General features: G+C 61.8%; 19 protein-coding genes. 7 read left to right on the top strand and 12 right to left on the bottom strand.

The window, feature by feature from the left end; genetic code table 11:
- Positions 1–21: 21 nt before the first annotated feature.
- A complete protein-coding gene (locus GA0061100_RS29445; RefSeq protein WP_075856406.1) occupies positions 22–780 on the bottom strand; it encodes an SDR family NAD(P)-dependent oxidoreductase in 759 nt (252 codons plus the stop codon).
- A gap of 57 nt (positions 781–837) precedes the next feature.
- Between GA0061100_RS29445 and GA0061100_RS29450 the strand changes: the two genes are divergently transcribed.
- Positions 838–1,425, top strand: a complete 588-nt coding sequence (locus GA0061100_RS29450) for a TetR/AcrR family transcriptional regulator (RefSeq protein ID WP_075856407.1) — start codon at positions 838–840, stop codon at positions 1,423–1,425.
- Between the two features lie 38 nt (positions 1,426–1,463).
- Here the strand turns inward: GA0061100_RS29450 and GA0061100_RS29455 are convergent, their stop codons facing one another.
- The 4 genes from GA0061100_RS29455 to GA0061100_RS29470 all read right to left on the bottom strand — a co-directional run bounded on the left by GA0061100_RS29455 (position 1,464) and on the right by GA0061100_RS29470 (position 4,276).
- On the bottom strand, positions 1,464–2,345 hold the full coding sequence (locus tag GA0061100_RS29455; RefSeq protein ID WP_075856408.1) for an NAD(P)/FAD-dependent oxidoreductase: 882 nt from the start codon (positions 2,343–2,345) through the stop codon (positions 1,464–1,466).
- The gene (locus tag GA0061100_RS29460; RefSeq protein ID WP_075856409.1) at positions 2,342–2,791 is read right to left on the bottom strand and encodes an RrF2 family transcriptional regulator; all 450 of its coding nucleotides are present in this window, start codon (positions 2,789–2,791) and stop codon (positions 2,342–2,344) included. Before GA0061100_RS29460 ends, GA0061100_RS29455 begins: the two co-directional genes overlap by 4 nt.
- A gap of 72 nt (positions 2,792–2,863) precedes the next feature.
- A complete protein-coding gene (locus GA0061100_RS29465) occupies positions 2,864–3,448 on the bottom strand; it encodes an isochorismatase family protein (RefSeq protein ID WP_075856410.1) in 585 nt (194 codons plus the stop codon).
- Between the two features lie 78 nt (positions 3,449–3,526).
- Positions 3,527–4,276, bottom strand: coding sequence for a sulfite exporter TauE/SafE family protein (locus tag GA0061100_RS29470; RefSeq protein ID WP_075856411.1), 750 nt, complete (start codon positions 4,274–4,276; stop codon positions 3,527–3,529).
- A gap of 98 nt (positions 4,277–4,374) precedes the next feature.
- On the opposite strand from GA0061100_RS29470, the gene GA0061100_RS29475 reads away from it, so the two are divergent.
- The 4 genes from GA0061100_RS29475 to GA0061100_RS29490 all read left to right on the top strand — a co-directional run bounded on the left by GA0061100_RS29475 (position 4,375) and on the right by GA0061100_RS29490 (position 8,130).
- The gene (locus tag GA0061100_RS29475) at positions 4,375–5,256 is read left to right on the top strand and encodes a LysR family transcriptional regulator (RefSeq protein WP_075856412.1); all 882 of its coding nucleotides are present in this window, start codon (positions 4,375–4,377) and stop codon (positions 5,254–5,256) included.
- Between the two features lie 84 nt (positions 5,257–5,340).
- A complete protein-coding gene (locus GA0061100_RS29480) occupies positions 5,341–6,147 on the top strand; it encodes an alpha/beta fold hydrolase (RefSeq protein ID WP_075856413.1) in 807 nt (268 codons plus the stop codon).
- A 136-nt stretch (positions 6,148–6,283) separates the two neighbouring features.
- The gene (locus GA0061100_RS29485) at positions 6,284–7,405 is read left to right on the top strand and encodes an alkene reductase (RefSeq protein WP_075856414.1); all 1,122 of its coding nucleotides are present in this window, start codon (positions 6,284–6,286) and stop codon (positions 7,403–7,405) included.
- A complete protein-coding gene (locus GA0061100_RS29490) occupies positions 7,402–8,130 on the top strand; it encodes an SDR family NAD(P)-dependent oxidoreductase (RefSeq protein WP_075856415.1) in 729 nt (242 codons plus the stop codon). Before GA0061100_RS29485 ends, GA0061100_RS29490 begins: the two co-directional genes overlap by 4 nt.
- A 40-nt stretch (positions 8,131–8,170) precedes the next feature.
- On the opposite strand, the gene GA0061100_RS29495 is transcribed toward GA0061100_RS29490, so the two are convergent.
- Entirely contained in the window at positions 8,171–8,476 is a 306-nt protein-coding gene (locus GA0061100_RS29495) for a hypothetical protein (protein WP_244557987.1), read from the bottom strand.
- A gap of 137 nt (positions 8,477–8,613) precedes the next feature.
- Between GA0061100_RS29495 and GA0061100_RS29500 the strand changes: the two genes are divergently transcribed.
- Positions 8,614–9,672: a LacI family DNA-binding transcriptional regulator gene (locus tag GA0061100_RS29500; RefSeq protein ID WP_083961475.1), complete on the top strand. Its 1,059-nt coding sequence runs from the start codon at positions 8,614–8,616 to the stop codon at positions 9,670–9,672.
- Between the two features lie 113 nt (positions 9,673–9,785).
- On the opposite strand, the gene GA0061100_RS29505 is transcribed toward GA0061100_RS29500, so the two are convergent.
- Positions 9,786–11,951: a mechanosensitive ion channel family protein gene (locus GA0061100_RS29505; RefSeq protein ID WP_075856417.1), complete on the bottom strand. Its 2,166-nt coding sequence runs from the start codon at positions 11,949–11,951 to the stop codon at positions 9,786–9,788.
- Between the two features lie 167 nt (positions 11,952–12,118).
- On the opposite strand from GA0061100_RS29505, the gene GA0061100_RS29510 reads away from it, so the two are divergent.
- Positions 12,119–13,090, top strand: a complete 972-nt coding sequence (locus tag GA0061100_RS29510; RefSeq protein WP_244557988.1) for a DUF1444 domain-containing protein — start codon at positions 12,119–12,121, stop codon at positions 13,088–13,090.
- A 28-nt stretch (positions 13,091–13,118) separates the two neighbouring features.
- Here GA0061100_RS29510 and pncB read toward each other — a convergent pair whose 3' ends face one another.
- From pncB to GA0061100_RS29535, 5 genes are all read right to left on the bottom strand, one after another.
- Entirely contained in the window at positions 13,119–14,423 is a 1,305-nt protein-coding gene (pncB, locus tag GA0061100_RS29515; protein ID WP_075856418.1) for a nicotinate phosphoribosyltransferase, read from the bottom strand.
- 204 nt (positions 14,424–14,627) lie between these two features.
- Entirely contained in the window at positions 14,628–15,587 is a 960-nt protein-coding gene (locus GA0061100_RS29520) for a 2-hydroxyacid dehydrogenase (protein WP_075856482.1), read from the bottom strand.
- 11 nt (positions 15,588–15,598) lie between these two features.
- Positions 15,599–17,236, bottom strand: a complete 1,638-nt coding sequence (locus GA0061100_RS29525) for an ABC transporter ATP-binding protein (RefSeq protein ID WP_075856419.1) — start codon at positions 17,234–17,236, stop codon at positions 15,599–15,601.
- Complete coding sequence (locus GA0061100_RS29530; protein WP_075856420.1) at positions 17,233–18,387, bottom strand: ABC transporter permease; 1,155 nt, start codon at positions 18,385–18,387, stop codon at positions 17,233–17,235. The genes GA0061100_RS29525 and GA0061100_RS29530 overlap by 4 nt, the downstream gene beginning before the upstream one ends.
- Entirely contained in the window at positions 18,387–19,478 is a 1,092-nt protein-coding gene (locus GA0061100_RS29535; protein WP_075856421.1) for a microcin C ABC transporter permease YejB, read from the bottom strand. Before GA0061100_RS29535 ends, GA0061100_RS29530 begins: the two co-directional genes overlap by 1 nt.
- Between the last annotated feature and the right edge of the window lie 117 nt (positions 19,479–19,595).

Raw genomic sequence — 19,595 nt, forward strand, 5'->3', positions numbered from 1 at the left:
CCAACTCAGATGGTTCGAGCTTCAGACATGGGCCATGCCGCCATCAACCGTAATTTCCGCCCCGGTCGTGAAGCTTGCGGCGGGCGAGAGCAGGAAGGCGATTGCTTCGGCGACCTCTTCTACATTACCCCAGCGTCCCATCGGAATCATCCTCTCGACATAGCTGCGGATTTCGGGAACGGCGGTGGCCGCTTCCGTCAGCCGCGTCTCGATCGGGCCAGGCGAAACCACATTGACGCGGATGCGCCGCGCCATGATGTCGGGTGACGTTCCAAGATTGCGAGCGAAGGCGCGGATGAAGCCCTTGCTTCCGGCATAGAGCGCATCGCCGGGTTGGCCCTTGCGCCCGGCAACGGAACCTACGAAGACCACCGAGGCGCCATCCGCTAAAAGCGGTAATGCATGAACGAAGGTGAAAACGGCGCCTTTGACGTTCACATCCATCAGCCGGTCATAGCTGCCAACATCGAGTTCGCCGATGTCAGGTGCATTCGAAACGCCGGCATTGACCACAAGGCCGTCCAGGCGGCCGTGGCGGGATGCCACCTCGCCAACCAGACGGGCAATATCATCCGGTTGCCCAACGTCGGTCCGGATATATTCGCCCCTGGAACCAAGATCACCAGCCAATGCAATCAATCGACCGTCGTCTCTGCCAGTCGCGACGACATATGCACCGGCATCAGCGAGGCACAACGTGGTCGCACGGCCAATGCCGCTACTGGCACCCGTAACCAGGACGATCTTGTTGGGGAGATGCGCGGACGTATCTGGAGTCATCGGTCGGCCTCTGTTATCAACACTCGTTGATAATTCAGATAGAAGCGAACCAACGAAATGTCAACGAGTGTTGATAATGAAAGACGAACTCCCCGCCTTTCCGCGGCGGAAAGCCGCGCGCGCATTCTTGCGGCGGCGCGCGCAGCCTTCACCCGGGCTGGATACGATGCCGTCGGCGTGCGCGAGATCGCGGCAGCGGCTGGCGTCGATCCGGCAATGGTGCCCCGGCTGTTCGGCTCCAAGGAAGCGCTGTTCACGATAATCGCGGATGACGCCTTCGGACTGGAACCGGCCTTCGAGGGGCCGATCGAGGGCATGGGCGAGCGCGTGGCGCGCCATCTGATGGGGCCGATCGCCCATTCCGATGCGGAGGATTTTGACGAATTCGCCTTCCTGCTGCGGTCTATCGGCAGCCCGACGGCAGCGCCGATCCTTTCGGCCGCACTGCATGCGACCTTCATCAGGCCGCTGTCGGAACAACTGACGGGGCCTGCGGTCGAAGCGAGGGCAGCCCTTGCCACGGCCTATGTGATGGGCTTTGCAGTGCTGCGCGCCGGGCTCGGCTCACCGAGCATGGAGTCGGCGGGAGAAGAGGTGATCGTCGACAGGCTCGGAAGCGCCATTCAAGCCTGCCTGACACCCTAGACAATGTCCTTCGCCGGCGAACCGGAGCCGCCCTGACTTCAGAACACCAGCGATCGATGCAACTGCGCACCGGCCCAGGCACCATCGCCAACGGCGAGCGACACCGAATGCGGGACGCGGGCGGCGTCGCCACAGGCAAAGGCGCCCGAGACGGTGGTTTCCTTCATGGCGTCGGTCTGGATCTGCATGCCGAACAGCGTTTCTTCGATTACGCAGCCGAGCCGCTCGGCAATCGGGCTAGAAGGCAACACGCGCGTCGCGGTGAAAAGGCCGGCAAACGGCAGCAGACGTCCATCGGCAAGCCGCACATCGGCCTTTCCTTCCAGCCTTGTGATCGGTGCCTCCTCAATCGTTACACCCCGGGCGGCGAGATCGGTGCGTTGCGCCTCATCCGGGACAAAGCTGCCGTTGAGGAATAGGGTCACCTTGCCCCATTCCGGCAGCAATTGCGCCTGATGCATCGACATCGGGCCGGTGGCGAGGCAGCCGATACGGCCCTGATCGAGCTCATAGCCGTGGCAATACGGGCAATGGAAGATGCTCTTGCCCCAGCGTTCGCCGAGGCCCTCGATCTCGGGCAAGGCATCGGAAACCCCGGTCGCGAAGAGAAGGCGCCGGCCATCATGCCGCGCGCCATCTGCCGTGGTCACGACAAAGGCATCCTTCTCGCCCTCGGCCTGTTCGGCCATGCCTTCGATCCAGCTCAATGTCGGATAGGCGAAAAGCTGCTCGCGCGCCTTGCGGGCGATCTCGCCGGGATTGACCCCATCCTGGCCGAGAAAGCCGTGGGATTCCTCGGCGAAACGATTGCGGCGCTTGCCGGCATCGATGACCAGTACCTTGCGGCGGGCACGGAGAAGCTGGAGGGCGGCCGCCATTCCGGCGTAGCTGCCCCCGATGACGATGACGTCATGGGTCATGACAAGGTCCTTTCTGAGCGCCAATGCGCATGACGCCGCGCAAATTCGGCGGCGAGATCGGCAAGCGTGACATTTTCGAAGCGCTTGAGCAGCAGGGCCTCGGCCTCCGCAAAAGCATCGTCGAGCACGGAATTGACCGATTGCTCGACGAGGCACTCCGGCGTTTCGTTGCGATTGCCGATGGCGAAGACGGCGGGCTCGCCAAGCGCCTCATGCAACTGGCGTAGCGTGACGGTTTTCAGATCGGCGGCGATCGTCCAGCCGCCTGTATGCCCCTTGCTGGAGTTGACGATGCCAACCTCACGCAGCAATCCCATGGTGCGGCGCACGACGACGGGATTGGTGTGCATGCATTGCGCCAGGGTTTCGGAGGTCAGCGGTCCATCCTGCTCGGCCATATGGAGCAAGGCATGGAGAACGGAGGAAAGTCGGCTATCGCGTTTCATGTAACTTCAATTATTACGATTCGACGCGAGTTTCAAGAGCCGACCTCATCCCGGCAGTGGCGGGACCTTTGGCTAGGATCTCTTTCTGAAGTGAACGTCGCGCGCGGAGGCGCAGATCCCGATCTCGTCTCCCAACGACCATTCCGCGGCTCTTGCCGCCATGGCGGCGGGCACATCTTGCGATCCCGGCCCGGCCGGAACGTCATAGGTGGCGTGCGCGTCATGCGGCAGCAGCACGCCGTAGCCGCGCTCAACCGCTCCCCGCGCCGTCGCCGCCACACACATCTCGGAAAGCACGCCGCAGACTGCCAGTTCACGCACATCGAAAGCGGCGAGGATGGCGTCCAGGTCGGTGCCGTCGAAACCATCATCCTCCGTCTTCCGAATGACCACTTCGCCTGACAAAGGTTGAAAGTAGAGCTTCCATCCCGGCTGAAGTGGCTCGTCCAGCGCACCGGCCGGACCATCGTTCTGCAGGAAAATCACCAGCGCCCATGCCGACCGTGCCCTGTCCAACAGGACCTCGACCATCGACGTCAAAGTGGCATGGCCGGGAATCGCATTGGGGCCTTGCACGAAGGCATTCTGCATATCGACGACAAGCAAGGCGTCAGCAAGCGGATGGTCATCGGAAATCTCTTGCTGCTCTCTTTCCATCGATCGGTCAGACCCCACTTGGAACAAACTCGGAAGCATATGGGTACCCACAGGGCGACCCGGCAATATGAGACCGCCTCATAAAGCGGCTTTGACGATCATCTCGGCGCCAAGCACCAGAAGGCAGACCAGAAACCAGCGACGGAAGGTTGCCGGGCTGACGCGATTGCGGATGATCTGGCCGGCCCACATGCCGGCAAGCGCCGGGACGATCGCCAGAGTGGACAGCGCGAGATTGCCGATACGGAAGGCGCCATGCCAGGCGAGCGCTCCGGCGAGTGCCACGGTGGAGATGGTGAAGGAGAGGCCGAGCGCCCGGATCAGGTCCTCCTTCTCCAGTCCGAGTGACTGCAGGTAGGGCACCGCCGGCACGACGAAGACGCCAGTTGCCCCGGTGAGCAGGCCAGTGACCGCGCCGACGAGCGGCGATAGCAGCGGCTCGAACCTTGCGGGCACATGCAGTTGACGGGCAAGCAAAGCATGGCCGGCATAGACGATGAGCGCCGCACCCAGCGCAGCGGTCGTCAGACGCGTATCGCCGCCGGCGAGAAGATATGAGCCGGCGAATGTTCCGACGGTCACGGCAATAACCAGAAGGAGGAAACGACGGGCAAGCGCGCCAAAACTCGGACCTGCGAGCAGCTGCCAGACATTGGTGACGAAGGAAGGCACGATCAGCAGGCTCGCGGCCGAGAGCGGCGAGATCAGCGTGCCCAAAACTCCCATCGCCACCGTCGGTAGCCCCATGCCGGTGACGCCCTTGATCGTGCCGGCGACGAAGAAGGTCGCGAAGATCGCCGCGACGAGCCATATCGAATGATCCATCATTCCCTTTCACTAGCAGAGACGAGGGTGGGCACAATGCGGATGATGCGAAGTGAGCCTTCGGCTGTTCCGAAGGCTGGATATGCGGTAGTCTGCGCTCCATGCGCTTCGATCTGACCGACCTTCGCCTGTTCCTTGCCGTCGTCGATGCCGGCAGCATCACGCATGGGGCTGCCGATGTCGGGCTTTCGCTGCCGGCCGCCAGCGAGCGACTGCGCGACATGGAGGCGAACGGCGGCGTGCAGCTTCTGGAGCGCGGTCGACGCGGCGTGAGCCCGACTCCGGCCGGCGAGGCACTGGCGCACCATGCCCGGCTGATCCAGCGGCAACTGACACAGATGCGCGGCGAGCTTGGCGAACATGCAAGCGGCCTGCGCGCGACCATACGGCTTCTCGCCAACACCGCCGCGATCGTCGAATACCTGCCGCCGCGCCTTGCCGAATGGATGGGAAAGCACCCGCGAACCGATATCGACCTCAAGGAGCGCCAGAGCATCGAGATCGCGCGGGCCGTTTCGGTCGGGCTGGCCGAGATCGGCGTTCTGTCGGATGCGGTCGACACATCGGGCCTGATGTTGCGGCCCTTTGCGATCGATCGTCTGGTGGTGGTGGTGCCTCGCGATCATGCGTTGGCAGCGGCAAAGCACATTGCCTTCGCTGATATTCTGCATGAGTACTTTGTCGGCCTAGCGGGCGGGGCCTTGCAAGAACACATCGACGCGCAGGCTGCCCGGCTCGGCACTCGGCTGAAGATGCGCGTGCGGATGCGGACGTTCGAAAGCATTTGCGACATGGCAGGCCGGGGCATCGGCCTTGGCATCGTGCCGGAAGCGGCGGCACGTCGCTGCGGCCGATCCGCAAGAATCGCGGCGCTTCGCCTCACCGACAGCTGGGCCACCCGCCGGCTTTCGGTCTGCGTTCGCTCGCTCGAAGACCTGCCATCGCCGGCCCGCGATCTTTTCGAGCATCTGGCAACGATATGACCACGGCCTGTTGAAAAGACGCGTTGGGATCGACTAGTCTCGCCATATGGCTGTCGGGAGGAGACGGTGCAATGGGAGGTGGGCATGGAATTTCACGACGACGAGCTTCATCGCTTCGAAGCCGAAGGGGCTGCGCCATTGCCGCATACCGAGACGGAGGGTCACATCGATCATGATGGTGCCCGCATCTGGTATGCCTCCTATGGCAGCGGCGCGCCCGTGATCCTCCTGCATGGCGGGCTCGGAAACAGCGGCAATTGGGGCTATCAAGTGCCTGCGCTCATCGACGCAGGCCATCAGGTTACCGTCGTCGACAGCCGCGGGCATGGGCGCAGCACGCGGGACGAGCGGCCTTACACCTACGAGCTCATGGCCTCGGACGTTCTCGCCGTCATGGACAGGCTGAAGATCGAAAAGGCTGTGATTGCCGGATGGAGCGACGGCGCCTGCATCGGCATGGTGCTCGGAAAAACCCATCCGAAGCGTGTTTCCGGCGTCTTCTTCTTTGCCTGCAACATGGACCCGAGCGGCACGAAGGAATTCGTGGCGACGCCGGTCATCGAGCGCTGCTTCTCGCGCCACACGAAGGATTATGCGGCCCTGTCGGCCACGCCGGACAAGTTCGATGCCTTCGTCGAGGCTGTCGGCCTGATGCAGCGGACGGAGCCGAACTACACAATCGCCGATCTCGGCCAGATCAATGTGCCCGTCGCCATCGTGCAGAGTGAGCATGACGAATTCATCAAGCGCGAGCATGCCGATTATCTTGTGCGGCACATTCCCGGTGCAAAACTGATCCTGCTGCCCGGCGTCAGCCATTTCGCGCCGCTGCAGCGCCCGGCGCAGTTCAACGTCGCCTTGCTCGGCTTTCTCGCAACAATCCCAGCCTGATACGAGATTCAGTTGCGCACGTCCGATTGTTGGAATAAATGATGACCATCATCTTATTCGAACTCCCGAGACCGAATCGCCGCTGACAGGCCCTTCCGCCCCGGGGAGCATTTTTGGCTCCAGGCAGGAGAATTTTATGACAGCCACTTTGTTTTCGCCGCTTTCCATTGGTCCTTATGAACTTTCGCATCGCATCGTCATGGCGCCGCTGACCCGCATGCGGGCGAGCCAGCCGGGCAATGTGCCCTCGGCACTGAACGCTGAATATTACGCCCAACGCGCCAGCGAGGGCGGGCTGATCATTTCCGAAGGCTCGCAGATTTCCCGCGCCGGACAGGGCATGCCGGCAACGCCCGGCATCCACACAGCCGAACAGATCGCCGGCTGGAAGGCGGTGACGGATGCAGTTCATTGCAAGGGCGGCAAGATCTTCCTGCAGCTCTGGCATGTCGGCCGCATTTCCCATTCTTCGCACCAGCCGGGCGGCGCTCCGCCGATCGCTCCTTCCGCCATCGCCGCCAAGGGTGATGCCTTTACCGCCTCCTTCGAACGCGTGCCCTTCGAGACACCGCAGGCGATCGATATCGATCTGATGCCGCTTCTGATCGACGTCTATGCCCAGGCGGCCGCCAACGCCAAGCAGGCCGGCTTTGACGGCGTCGAGATTCACGGCGCCAACGGCTATCTGATCGAACAATTCCTGCAGGCCCGTACGAACCAGCGCACCGACCAATATGGCGGCTCGATCGACAACCGCACGCGACTGCTGCTGGAAGTGGTCGAGGCGGTTTCCGAAGTCTGGGGTTCGGAGCGCGTCGGCGTGCGCCTCTCGCCCTTCGGTATTGCCAATGACAGCGGCGAGGACGATCCCTTGCGTCTCTATGGCCACGTCATTCGCGAGCTGGACCGGCTAAACCTCGCCTATCTGCATCTGATCGAGCCGCGCGCCAGCGGTGCCGGCCAGGCGGAAGTCGACCACAAGAACGTGCCGTCGGCTGCGGAATTGTTTAGGCCCGCCTGGTCGGGCACGCTGATCGCTGCGGGCAATTTCCGACCGGATACGGCCGAAGCCATGCTCGCCGCCGGCCATGCCGATGCGATCGCCTTCGGGCGGCTGTTCATCGCCAATCCCGATCTGCCGGAGCGCATCCGCCGCGGCGCGCCTCTCAATCCCTATCATCGCCCGACCTTCTATGGCGGCGGTGCCGAGGGCTATACCGACTATCCGACGCTCGATGCCAGGGAAGCGGCCGAATGAGCACGCCAAGCGCAATTATCGTTGGAGTGGGTGCGGAGCAGGGTCTGGGTGCAGCACTCTGCCGGCTTCTCGCAGAGAAGGGCTATCATGTCGTCATCGCCGGCCGGACGGCGGCGAAAATCGATCAGGTGGCGGCCACCATCAATGCGTCCGGCGGCAGCGCCGAGGCGATCGAAACCGATGCGACGGATGAGGCGGCAGTCGTCCGGCTGTTCGAACATGCCTTTGCCGCGCGGGCGGATATTGCCGCGCCCGATTTCATCGTCTTCAATGCCGGCATCAATCGCCCGATCGGCTTTCGCGATCTGACGGCCGCTCAGTTCGAAGAATTCTGGCGCATCTGCTGCTTCGGCGGTTTCCTCGTCGGGCGTGAGGCGGCGCGTCATCTGGCGCCGCTCGGCCGCGGCACGGTGATCTTCACCGGCGCTTCCGCCAGCCTGCGCGGCAAGGCGGGCTTTGCGCAATTCGCCGCGGCAAAAGCGGGTCTTCGGATGATCAGCCAGAGCATGGCGCGCGAGTTCGGCCCGCTCGGCCTGCATGTCGCCCATACCATCATCGACGGCGGCATAGATGGCGAGCGGCTGCGTTCGCGCCGACCGGATGTCGATACTGATGGCCTGCTGAATATCGATGCTATCGCCGAGAGCTACTGGCACATTCACCGCCAGCATCCTTCGGCCTGGACGCAGGAGCTCGATCTCCGGCCCTACAAGGAAAATTTCTGAAGCCCATCGAACTGATGGTTTAGGGTTTCCAAACATTGCTCTAACAATTCCGCGACAGCGCCTTGGCGAAAGCGAGGAACTTCGGGTCTTCAAGCCCCGTGCGGTGCCCGACACCGATTTCGTTTTCGGTGTCCGATGTCTCGCTCGGTATCGTGAAAGACCACGCCGACGGCCGCTTCCGGCGGCGGAAAAGTCCTGCAAACCGGCGAAGCATGCTCTGCCTGCCGGCCCTGCCCTTATGTTCGGGCGACGGCGGATCGACGGCATTCGGATTGCAGGGATCACCCCATCGATCGTCGTAGAGATCCTTGAAGAGATAATTGGTCAGCATCGGTTCGTCTTTCATTTTTGAATCGATTCAATATCAGTTTGCACTGCTTTCTTGAATCGGTTCAATCGTACGCTTCGAAAACTCACTGTCAAGCAGAATTGAACCGATACAACTTCATTGCTAATATCCGTCGGGAACATATGGAGGATTCATTGGCCAAGGGCACCATCAGGCTCGCGGACGTCGCCAAGGCGGCGGGCGTATCGCAGGGAACCGCTTCCAATGTTTTCAGCCGGCCCGAAGTGGTGCGCGAAGAGGTACGCGAGCACGTGCTCGAGACGGCCAAGCGGTTAGGCTATGCCGGGCCGAGCCTAACAGGCCGTCTGCTGCGGGCCGGAAAAGTCAATGCCATCGGCGTCGCCGTCGTCGAGCCGCTTGCCTATTTCTTCAACGATCCCTGGGCCAGGGCGCTCCTGGCGGCCATATCCGAGGTCTGCGACGCCAGCGGCACGGGTCTTGCCCTGGTCTCGGCCAAGGACCGGCACAAGCTCGACTGGAACATCAAGAGCGCGCTGGTCGACGGTTTCATTCTGCTCTGCGTGGAAGGCGGCGAAAAACTCGTCCAGCTGACGCGAGAGCGGCAATTGCCCTTCGTCGCGCTCGCCCTGAATGATGAAGATGCCTCAATCCCCTCCATCAGCGTCGACAATCTCGGAGGTGCCGCCGTCGCGGCCCGGCATCTGGCCGAACTCGGCCACAGGCGTTTCGGCGTGCTCGCGACCGAGCTTTCGGACGACCATGTCGGACCCGTCAGCATCGCCGGGATCGGGCGGGCGATGTATTCCACCTCGCGCGATCGTGCGCTCGGCTATTGGCAGGCACTCGAAGCGTTCAGAATTGAGCGCAAGGACGTACCGATCTTTGAGACGCTCAACGACAAGCCAAGCGTCGAAGCCGGGCTCGACTATCTGTTTTCCGCGTCGGAACCGCCGACGGCGATCCTCGCCATGTCGGACAATATCGCCTTGCTGGCGATCAACTGGCTGCGCGCACGGGGCCTTTCGGTTCCGCAAGACATCTCCGTCATCGGTTTCGATGGCGTACCGGAAGGCGGCATGGTGGAGCCGGGCCTGACGACGATGGCCCAGCCCTTTACCGAGATTGCGCAGCGTGCGGTACGCGCCGTTCTTCATGATGCCGTACCAACCGAACGCGAGATGATCGATGTCACACTGATCGTGCGCGGCAGTACGGCTGCCCCGAAACCATAACAGGATCTAGAGCAGTTCACGGAATCCCTGAGCCGCTCCATCTCTTTGTTTTCACGCAATTCCTGACGGAAAAACACTGCGCACTTTTCCTGGAATTGCTTGTCTTATGGCTTCTAGCTCGCCTGCTGCGCGCCATCCACGTTCGCCGCTCGCATCTCGATAAGCTGCCGGGCAGCGGCAGCCGCGGCATCCTTGTCGCTTGCCACCTGTACGGTCGGAAAGGCGAACTGGATGCCGTTTTCGTCGAAGGACTGCTTGATCAGGGCCAGCGCGCTGCGGCGGATGACCGAGAGTTCGTTGGGCTTGGCGGTGATCGCCAGCCTGATCTCGATCGCGAAATCGCCGAACTGCTCGACGCCCTTCATCTTGAGCGTCTGAATGATGCTCGGCTTCAGATCCTCGTCTTCCAGCAGGCGCTGGCCGATATCCTTGACGATGCGCTTCAGCTTCACGAGATCGGTATCGTAGGTGACCTTGACGATGATCTTGTCGATGGCCCAGTCGCGATTCATGTTGTTGACCGCACCGAGCGAGCCGAAGGGGATCGTCGCCAGCGGGCCGCGCTGGTGGCGCAGCTTGACGGAGCGCAGGCTGAAGGATTCCACCACGCCCTTGTAGTGGCCGCTTTCGATATATTCGCCGATACGGAAGGCATCGTCCCAGAGATAGAAGACGCCGCTGATGACGTCCTTGACGATGGTCTGCGCACCAAATCCGACCGCCACGCCGACGACGCCGGCGCCGGCGATCAGCGGACCGATCTGAACGCCGAGGCCCGACAGTACCATCATAACGGCGATGATGCCGATGACGACGGCAAGGATATTGCGGAAGATCGGCAGCAGCGTTTGCAGCCGGGCGCGGCTCGCCCTCATTTCATCCGATTCGCCGGCGGCGGGAAGCGATTGCATCACCTTGCCGTCGATATAGGTTTTCGCCAGCTGCCAGACGAGATCGGCAACCAGGAGGATGATGATGCCGCCGAGAATGCCGCGAGCGACGCGGCCGACATTCGATTCGCTGCCGCTCATCATCGCGTGCGCCTCGACGCCCAGCATGTGGCCGAGCCACAAAGCCGCAAAGGTGATGATGAGCGCCCGCAAGCCACGGTCGAGCAATACAGCCGCGATCTTGCCTGCGCCGAAAATGCCGTCGGCCGCATCGTGCAGAGCCTCGATCGCCTGCGTGGATACCGAGAGGACACGCGGCAGCAATATCGCATAGATACCGATCCACAAAAGGCCGTCGAAGCCGGCGACCCAGAGACACCAGAGCGCCACGAAGAAAATCGTCAACAGCCAGGAAACCGTCCGCGCCCCACGCTTTTCCAGCGCGAGCGGCCTGGACCACACCGCCGCCGTAGCGATCAGAAACAGGCCGATGCCGAGCGTGTAACCGATGAGGTCGCGCGCGCCTGCGGAAAAGTCCAGCGACGTGACAGCCTGTATGATCGCCCAGCCGCAGGCAAAATAGATGGCAAACAGCGTGCATCGCCGATACCAGTAGGTCGCCACGCGTCGCCGTTCGGCGATGCGGGCGATGCCGCCATCCTCGTCCAGAACATCGTTGGCGCGACGCATCGCGATCAATTCCATGACAAGCTTGCCGATGGAGATCGCCAGCCTGATCGATACCATCGCAATGACGCAGGCGATGGCGAAATTTTCAATGGCCGGCGGCCAATCGAAGGCCAGAAGCGGAACGAGCGTCACCAGGCCATGAATGATGGCGGGCACGACGCCGCCCAGAAACTGGAAGCGCGCCGCCTGCAATTCCGTCTCGGTGCCGGCAGCCTTTTCGGTGCGCTGCATATGCTTGGTGTTGATGAAGCGCGCAACGGCGAGTTCGGCCACCAGCCCCAGGAAGAAGAGGAGGACAATCTGGATGATGATGCGCACGAGGCCGACCGACTTGCCCTCGCCCTCCAGCTTTTCGGATGCGGTCATCACCTCGTAGGGCAGCGTCATCGCGGCGCCGGAGACCAGCTCCAGGTGGTGCCGCGTATGGCCGAGCATGCCCGACAGGACCGACATCTGGTCATTGCCCGTTGCCCCGGAATCGCCGGCGGGCGCGGGTTGAGGGTTGAGCTGCGTGGTCAGCCATTGCCTGACATCCGGCTCGTTCATCAGCTGGATCAGCTCGCGGACCTTATCGGGCGGCGGAGTGGCCGGTTGCGGCACGGCCGTATTCTGCGCGAGCGCCGCGACAGGCGACGCCAATGCGAACAGACAAAAAAGCAGGCCTCTGATCGTCCACCTGCCGCCCCCGACATTTCTCATTTGCACTGCCCTTCCCGCAATCGGACCATCCAGCCCGTTCCCGCAGACTATACGCGTTTTTTATACGGGCAAGCAGGCACTTACGGCGCCTAATCCCCATTAGGCCGGCATTGCCCCGCAAGGGCAGCCGCGCTAGGTTCTGCGGCAATACCGTTCAGTACTCGGGGATGCGCGTGTTCAATTTCCTGAAAAGGCTCTTCGGCAAGGCCAAGCGTGCGGAGATGCGTCGCGGCCAAACCTTCTCGATGCCGGAGCCCGAGAGCGCGGCCGCCACCAAAACGCTCGATCTCAATATTCCCGACGAAGCCTTGCAGGATGAAGCAGCCTTTGCCGCCTATCTGCAGGAGCGGCTGCCGTTCTTCGGCGACCTGATCCGCGTCGACTACGATCCTGCTGCCGGCAGCCTGACGCTACACAACCGCAACGGCGACACGATGACGAAATTCCTGAGCAATGCGCTACTGGCTCTGCGCGAAAAGCGCGGACAGGCGCGCGCGCAGGCACTCCTCAATTACCTCAACATGACGGAAGCCATGGTTGACAGCGGCGAGCTCGCCAAGGTGCTGCCAGTCCTGAAAGCACGCGATTTCGTCGAGGTTGCGCGGCAGCAGATGATGCAGGCCGTCAAGGACGAGCCCAATCCGCCACAATTCGTCTATCTCGACGAGGCCGAAAACCTGATCAAGCTCTTTGTTGTCAATGGTGAAACCACCGTCAATTACGTGATGTCGACGGCGCTGGATGACTGGGGCATCGATGCCAGGGAACTCGCCGAGATGGCGCAGGCCAATCTGCAGAAATTTCTCGCCAAGACCGGCGTTCAGATCGCCAAACGCAGCCGGTTCCAATATGTCGAAGTGGATGGCCAGTTCGAATCCAGCATCGCTTTCCTGCCGAATTTCTGGGCTCAGGTGCAGGAGCAATCCGGCGGCGCCGCGCCGATCGCCGCCTTCCTGTCCCGCGACAAGGTGTTCTTCACGCATGAGAATGACGTTGAAGGCCTGCAGCTTCTGGAGCTGATCAGCGCCGACCTCAGCGACGTGCCTTATGTTATTTCGCCGGATCAGTATCGCTGGGAAAACGGCCGCTGGACGCTTTTCCGGCGCGTTGCCCGGATGGAAGCCGCCATCCGCCACTAGCCGTTAAGGCGACTTACCCGCAAAAGCCTCAGACAAGTACTTCCTGATCGACACGATCTTCCGCGCCGAAGAACTTCAGGTAACGCTCGACTTCCGCAGGCTCGCCGGTCGCCTTCTGTGGATTGTCGGAGAGCTTGACGGCCGGGCGACCGTTGGCCTCGATGACCTTGCAGACGATCGAGATCGGGTTGAGGCCCTTGAGTTCGGTCGGCGCGCAACCGGCGAAATCATTGGTCAGGTTGGTGCCCCAGCCGAAGCTCATACGGACGCGGCCGTCGAAATGTCTGTAGGTATCGATGATGGCATCGACGTCGAGGCCGTCGGAAAAGATCAGCAGCTTCTGGCGTGGGTCGCGGCCCATCTTCTTCCACCAGTCGATGATCTTCTCGCCGCCTTCGATCGGAGGAGCGCTGTCGGGGCGGAAGCCGGTCCAGTCGGCCACCCATTCCGGCGCGTTGCGCAGGAAGGAGGCGGTGCCGAAGGCATCCGGCAACACCACGAGAAGATTGCCGCCATAGAGGCGATTCCAGTCACGCAGCACCTTGTATGGCGCCTTGCCAAGCTCTTCGTCATTCTTGGCAAGTGCAGCTGCGACCATCGGCAGCTCATGGGCATTGGTGCCGACGGCTTCGAGATCGGAGTCCATGGCGAGCAGCACGTTGCTGGTGCCGGTGAAAGCATGGGGCACGCCTTCCTTCAACGCCTCGACGCACCAGCGCTGCCAGAGGAAGCTGTGGCGACGGCGGGTGCCGAAATCCGAGATGCGCAGGCCCGGCAGTTCCCGCAGCCGCTCCACCTTTTCCCACATCTTGGCCTTGGCGCGGGCATAGAGCACATCGAGCGTGAAGGGGCCGAGCGCCTTCAGCGCCGTGCGCGAACGAAGCTCGTTGATGATGGCGAGTGCGGGGATTTCCCACATCGTCGTTTCCTTCCACGAACCGTGGAAATCAAGGATATACTGCCCGTCGCGCTTCGACAGCTCGTATTCCGGTAGCTGGAAATTCGACAGCCAGGCGAGGAATTCGGGCTCGAAGATCTGGGCACGACCGTAGAAGCTGTTACCCGCCAGCCAGATCATCTCCTTCTTGGAGAGGCGAAGCGTTCGGGCATGATCGAGCTGCTCGCGCAACTCCTTCTCGTCGATCACTTCGGCAAGACGAACGCTCTTGGTGCGATTGATGAGCGAGAAGGTGGCGTCGACATCCGGGTAAAGCTTCCAGATCATCTGCAGCATCAGAAGCTTATAGAAATCCGTATCGATCAGACTGCGAACAATCGGATCGAGCTTCCAGGTATGGTTATAGACGCGGGTGGCGATATCCGTCTTGGTCATGTCGTTCCTGCCCCGTCTCCTGCCCTGCGGACGTCATGCTTCTCGCCGGCGTCGTGCCGGCATGCGTATCTAGCGCCCTGTTATCAAAAAATGTTGAGCGAAAGTCCAGTCGCTGAAAGAAAATTGATACCAGAGCAAATGGGTCGCATTTTGCCGGCAACAGTCGAGGCATCAGGCTCCGATCACCGCCATCCGAGGATAGACTTAGTAACCCCGGCTGCGATCTACCAGATGCTGCAGCAGTTCACCGCGTTCGAAGCGGGCGATCTGTTCCTCGACATGGCGCATCAGTGCCTTTTCGTCCGATACAGCGGAGTCATGCGGCGTGATGATGACATTTTCCAGGCCCCAGAGCGGATCGTCCGCCGAAAGCGGTTCGACGGCGAAGACATCGAGCGAGGCACCGCCGAGAATGCCGGTACGAACAGCCGAAGCGATATCGGCCTGAACCTGGCTCTTGCCACGGCCGGCGTTGATGAAGACCGGCTTGCCGAGCGGTCCGTTGCGGTGCAGCTTGGAAAAGAGCGAGGCGTTGTAGATCCCGGTCGTATCCGGCGTCAGCGGCAAGAGGCCGACGAGGATATCCGTGCGCGCCAGAAAGGCATCGAGCCCGCCGGCGTCGAAGGTTTCCATGCCGTCGATCTCTTTCTTGCTCCGGGACCAGCCGATGGCGTTGAAGCCCATGACTTTCAATTTCGCGGCGGCATCGCAGCCGAGAACGCCGAGACCCATGACGCCGACGGTGACGTCAGCGGCTTCCGGACCATGCTGCGGCGCCCAGACGTGCTGTCGCTGGTTCCTGAAGTGCCCCTGCACGTCGCGCAGATGCATCAGGCACTGCATGACGACCCATTCGCTCATGCGCACCGTCAGGCTGCGATCGACGAAACGGACCATCGGAACGTCAGGCAGGCCAGCGATCGACATCATCGAATCGACACCGGCGCCACCCGAGAAGATCACCTTGAGATTGGGTGCGCGCTCGAAAAGATCGGCATCCGGCTTCCACAAAAGCGCATAATCGACATGGGAGAGATCAATGCCCTTGCTGGCGGGATCGGCCAGATTGATGCTGCCGCGATCGGCAAAGGCCGTTTCGAGCGACTTGGCAACGGTTGCAGGGTCGAACTTGAGATCGACAAGAACGGGGCTTTTGGCCGGCATGGCGGTGGCCTTCATTGCTGGATGGCGGCGGTCGGCACCGCCTCGATGTTGAATGCAGCGGCGAGAAGCGCCTTGGTGTAATCTTCTTTCGGCGCGCGGAAGATATCGGCCGAAGCGCCCTGCTCAACCACCTTGCCGAAGCGCATGACGATCAGCTCATTGGCAAGCGCCTTCACCACCTTCAGATCGTGGCTGATGAAGAGATAGGCAAGATCGTGCTTCCTCTGCAGGTCGCGCAGCAGATCGACAACCTGTGCCTGCACGCTCATGTCGAGCGCCGAAGTCGGCTCGTCCAACATGACGAAGCGCGGCTTCAGCACCATGGCGCGGGCAATGGCGATGCGCTGGCGCTGGCCGCCGGAGAATTCGTGCGGGAAGCGCCAGCGGGTGGAGGGATCGAGACCCACCTCCTCCAGCGCCCAACAGACGCGCTCGTCACGCTCGTCGGCCGAAAGCGACCGTTCGTGCACCTTGAGCCCCTCGGCGATGATTTCGCCGACCGACATGCGCGGGCTCAGCGACCCATAGGGATCCTGGAAGACCACCTGCAGCTGGTTGCGCAGCGGCCGCATTTCGCGGAACGAATAGCCCGCTATATCCTTGCCGACGAAGGCGATACGGCCTCGCGAGGAAATGAGGCGGGCGAGCGCCAGACCAAGCGTCGTCTTGCCCGAGCCGGATTCGCCGACGACGCCAAGCGTCTGGCCGGCCCGGAGCTTCAGATCGATGCCGTCGACCGCCTTCACATGATCGACGACCTTGCGCATGAAGCCGGCCTTGATCGGAAACCAGACGCGGATGTCACTGCCCTCCATGATCACGGGCTTGTTCGCATCGCTTACCGGCGGTTCGCCGCGCGGCTCGGCGGCCAGCAGATGACGGGTATAGTCATGCTGCGGCCTCGTGAAGACGTCCTCCACCGTGCCGGTCTCGACAATGTGGCCCTTGGTCATCACGCAGACGCGGTCGGCGAATTTGCGGACGATGCCGAGATCGTGGGTGATGAACAGCATCGACATGCCGTGCGTACCCTTGAGATCGCGCAGCAGCTCGAGGATCTGCGCCTGCACCGTGACGTCGAGCGCCGTCGTCGGCTCGTCGGCAATCAGCAATTCCGGGCGGTTGGCAAGCGCCATGGCGATCATCACGCGCTGGCGCTGGCCGCCTGACAGTTCGTGCGGATAGGCCTTGAGGCGCTTTTCCGGCTCGCGGATGCCGACCTGATTCAGGAGTTCCAGCGTGCGATTACGGGCGGCCTCGCCCACCATGCCCTGATGCAGGGCCAGAATCTCGGTGATCTGCTTCTCGATCGAGTGGAGCGGATTGAGCGAGGTCATCGGCTCCTGAAAGATCATCGTGATGTCGTTGCCGCGCACGGCGCGCAGTTCGTTGTCCGATGCCTTTAGCAGGTCCTTGCCCTTGAACAGGATCTCGCCGGAGGGGTGGCTCGCCGCCGGATAGGGCAGGAGCTTCAGGATCGAGTTGGCCGAGACCGATTTGCCGGAACCGGATTCGCCGACCAGCGCCACGACCTCGCCCCGATGGATATCGAAGGAAACGCCGTCGACGGCGATCGAGGTCTGCCCACCCTGATGAAAGGCGACGGACAGATTGCAGACGGACAATAGCGGAGTGGAGTTTTCGCTCATCGGAACGTCTTCCTCGGATCGAAGGCGTCGCGCACGGCCTCGCCGATGAAAATCAGCAGCGACAGCATGATCGACATGGTGAAGAAGGCCGACAACCCCAGCCATGGAGCCTGCAGGTTGGATTTGCCCTGGGCGATCATCTCACCCAGCGACGGCGAGCCGGGCGGCATGCCAAAGCCTAAGAAATCCAGCGAGGTCAGCGTGGAGATCGAGCCCGACAGGATGAAGGGAACGAAGGTCAGCGTCGCGACCATCGCGTTCGGCAGCAGGTGGCGATACATGATGGTGCGGTTGTTGACGCCGAGCGCGCGGGCGGCGCGCACATATTCGAAATTGCGCGCCCGCAGGAATTCGGCGCGCACGACGCCGACGAGCCCCACCCAGGAAAACAAAAGCAAGATGCCGAGCAGGATGAAGAAGCCGGGCGGCAGCACCGATGCTATGATCAGCAGTATGTAGAGCACCGGCATGGACGACCAGATCTCGATGAAACGCTGCATCAGGAGATCGGTCCAGCCGCCGAAATAGCCCTGTATCGCACCGGCGCAGACCCCGACGACGGCCGAGCAGATGGTGAGCGCCAGGCCGAACAGCACCGAGATGCGGAAGCCGTAGATCAGGCGAGCAAGCACGTCGCGGGCTTGGTCATCGGTACCGAGCCAGTTGAAATTACTCCAGTTGCAGTTCGGATCGGCAGTGCCAGCTGCGTAGCCCGAGCAGCGCGTCTCCTTGCTCATCGCCCAGAAAGGCGGGGTCGGCGCTGACATTCCCGCGGGAAGGTTGGAATTGGCGGTCTGGTAGGAATAGTGGATCAGCGGCCAGATCATCCAACCATGGCTGTTGATCTCGTCCTGGATATCCTGGGCGCGATAATCCGTCTGCGCCAGGAAGCCGCCGAATTTCTCCTCCGGATAATCGACGAAGACCGGCGTCAGGATCTCACCCTTGTAGGAAACGAGGATCGGCCGGTCGTTGACAATGAATTCAGCACCGAGGCTGAGAATGAAGAGAACCAGGAAAATCCAAAGCGACCAGTAGCCGCGGCGGTTTGCCTTGAAGTTCTCCCAGCGGCGCGTATTGGTCGGCGAGAACAGGCCCTTGCGCGGCGGCTTCACCGTCGTCGGAATTGCCTGCTGGTTGGCTGCGTCCATCACACGTCCCTCCGCTCGAAGTCGATGCGCGGATCGATCCAGGTGTAGATCAGGTCGGAGACGAGGCTGACGACGAGGCCGAGCAGCGAGAAGATGAAGAGCGTCGCAAAGACCACCGGATAATCGCGCTGGACGACGGAGAGATAGCTCAAACGTCCCAGGCCATCGAGCGAGAAGATATTCTCGATCAGCAGCGAGCCGGTGAAGAAGGCGGAGATGAAGGCGCCGGGAAAGCCGGCGATGACGATGAGCATGGCGTTGCGGAAGACGTGACCATAGAGCACGCGCCGTTCGGAAAGACCCTTGGCGCGGGCGGTGATGACATATTGCTTCTTGATCTCTTCGATGAAGGAGTTTTTCGTGAGCAGCGTCGTGGTGGCGAAGGCGGCAAGCGACAGCGAAATCAGTGGCAGCACCAGATGCCAGAGATAATCGAGGATCTTCTGCCACCAGTTGAGGTCGGCGAAATTATCCGAGACGAGGCCGCGCAGCGGGAACCAGTCGAAGAAGGAGCCGCCGGCAAAGAGCACGATCAGCATGATGCCGAAGAGGAAACTCGGGACTGCATAACCGATGATGATGATGCCCGACGTCCAGACATCGAAGGTCGATCCATCCTGCACCGCCTTGCGGATGCCGAGCGGAATGGAGATGGCATAGGAAAAGATCAGGATCCAGATGCCGAGCGAGATCGACACCGGCAGCTTCTGGGCGATCAGGTCGATGACCGTGGTGTTGCGGAAGAAGCTCTCGCCGAAATCGAAGCGGATATAGTTCCACATCATCTGGCCGAAGCGTTCGAGCGGCGGCTTGTCGAAGCCGAACTGCTTGTCGAGCTTGGCAATCAGCTCGGGGTCGAGTCCCTGCGCGCCACGATATTTCGAGCTGCTGTCATCCAGGGATTGCTGGGCCAGCATGTCGGTGCCGCCGGACAGGCGGCCGGTGGCATTGTCGCCCTGCCCGGTCAGCTGCGCGATGACCTGCTCGACCGGGCCGCCCGGCGCAAACTGCACGATGGTGAAGGAAATGGCCATGATGCCGACGATGGTCGGGATCATCAGCAGGAGACGTCGCAGAATATAGGCGCCCATCAGTCCGCCGCTCCCCTGAAGAGGGGTATGCTCCGCCTCGCCTCAATCCGTCTCTCGATCAAATCATATTCCCTTCCACCGGATTTGAGACCGGCGCAGTCATGTCAGCTTGAAACC

The sequence above is a fragment of the Martinezella hainanensis genome, from assembly GCF_900094555.1.
GTDB lineage: Bacteria > Pseudomonadota > Alphaproteobacteria > Rhizobiales > Rhizobiaceae > Rhizobium > Rhizobium hainanense.

What these genes read in the sequence shown, in the direction of transcription:
- GA0061100_RS29445 (WP_075856406.1), bottom strand. Translation starts at nt 780, where the DNA reads ATGACTCCAGATACGTCCGCGCATCTCCCCAACAAGATCGTCCTGGTT.
- GA0061100_RS29450 (WP_075856407.1), top strand. Translation starts at nt 838, where the DNA reads ATGTCAACGAGTGTTGATAATGAAAGACGAACTCCCCGCCTTTCCGCG.
- GA0061100_RS29455 (WP_075856408.1), bottom strand. Translation starts at nt 2,345, where the DNA reads ATGACCCATGACGTCATCGTCATCGGGGGCAGCTACGCCGGAATGGCG.
- GA0061100_RS29460 (WP_075856409.1), bottom strand. Translation starts at nt 2,791, where the DNA reads ATGAAACGCGATAGCCGACTTTCCTCCGTTCTCCATGCCTTGCTCCAT.
- GA0061100_RS29465 (WP_075856410.1), bottom strand. Translation starts at nt 3,448, where the DNA reads ATGGAAAGAGAGCAGCAAGAGATTTCCGATGACCATCCGCTTGCTGAC.
- GA0061100_RS29470 (WP_075856411.1), bottom strand. Translation starts at nt 4,276, where the DNA reads ATGATGGATCATTCGATATGGCTCGTCGCGGCGATCTTCGCGACCTTC.
- GA0061100_RS29475 (WP_075856412.1), top strand. Translation starts at nt 4,375, where the DNA reads ATGCGCTTCGATCTGACCGACCTTCGCCTGTTCCTTGCCGTCGTCGAT.
- GA0061100_RS29480 (WP_075856413.1), top strand. Translation starts at nt 5,341, where the DNA reads ATGGAATTTCACGACGACGAGCTTCATCGCTTCGAAGCCGAAGGGGCT.
- GA0061100_RS29485 (WP_075856414.1), top strand. Translation starts at nt 6,284, where the DNA reads ATGACAGCCACTTTGTTTTCGCCGCTTTCCATTGGTCCTTATGAACTT.
- GA0061100_RS29490 (WP_075856415.1), top strand. Translation starts at nt 7,402, where the DNA reads ATGAGCACGCCAAGCGCAATTATCGTTGGAGTGGGTGCGGAGCAGGGT.
- GA0061100_RS29495 (WP_244557987.1), bottom strand. Translation starts at nt 8,476, where the DNA reads ATGAAAGACGAACCGATGCTGACCAATTATCTCTTCAAGGATCTCTAC.
- GA0061100_RS29505 (WP_075856417.1), bottom strand. Translation starts at nt 11,951, where the DNA reads ATGAGAAATGTCGGGGGCGGCAGGTGGACGATCAGAGGCCTGCTTTTT.
- GA0061100_RS29510 (WP_244557988.1), top strand. Translation starts at nt 12,119, where the DNA reads ATGCGCGTGTTCAATTTCCTGAAAAGGCTCTTCGGCAAGGCCAAGCGT.
- pncB (WP_075856418.1), bottom strand. Translation starts at nt 14,423, where the DNA reads ATGACCAAGACGGATATCGCCACCCGCGTCTATAACCATACCTGGAAG.
- GA0061100_RS29520 (WP_075856482.1), bottom strand. Translation starts at nt 15,587, where the DNA reads ATGCCGGCCAAAAGCCCCGTTCTTGTCGATCTCAAGTTCGACCCTGCA.
- GA0061100_RS29525 (WP_075856419.1), bottom strand. Translation starts at nt 17,236, where the DNA reads ATGAGCGAAAACTCCACTCCGCTATTGTCCGTCTGCAATCTGTCCGTC.
- GA0061100_RS29530 (WP_075856420.1), bottom strand. Translation starts at nt 18,387, where the DNA reads ATGGACGCAGCCAACCAGCAGGCAATTCCGACGACGGTGAAGCCGCCG.
- GA0061100_RS29535 (WP_075856421.1), bottom strand. Translation starts at nt 19,478, where the DNA reads ATGGGCGCCTATATTCTGCGACGTCTCCTGCTGATGATCCCGACCATC.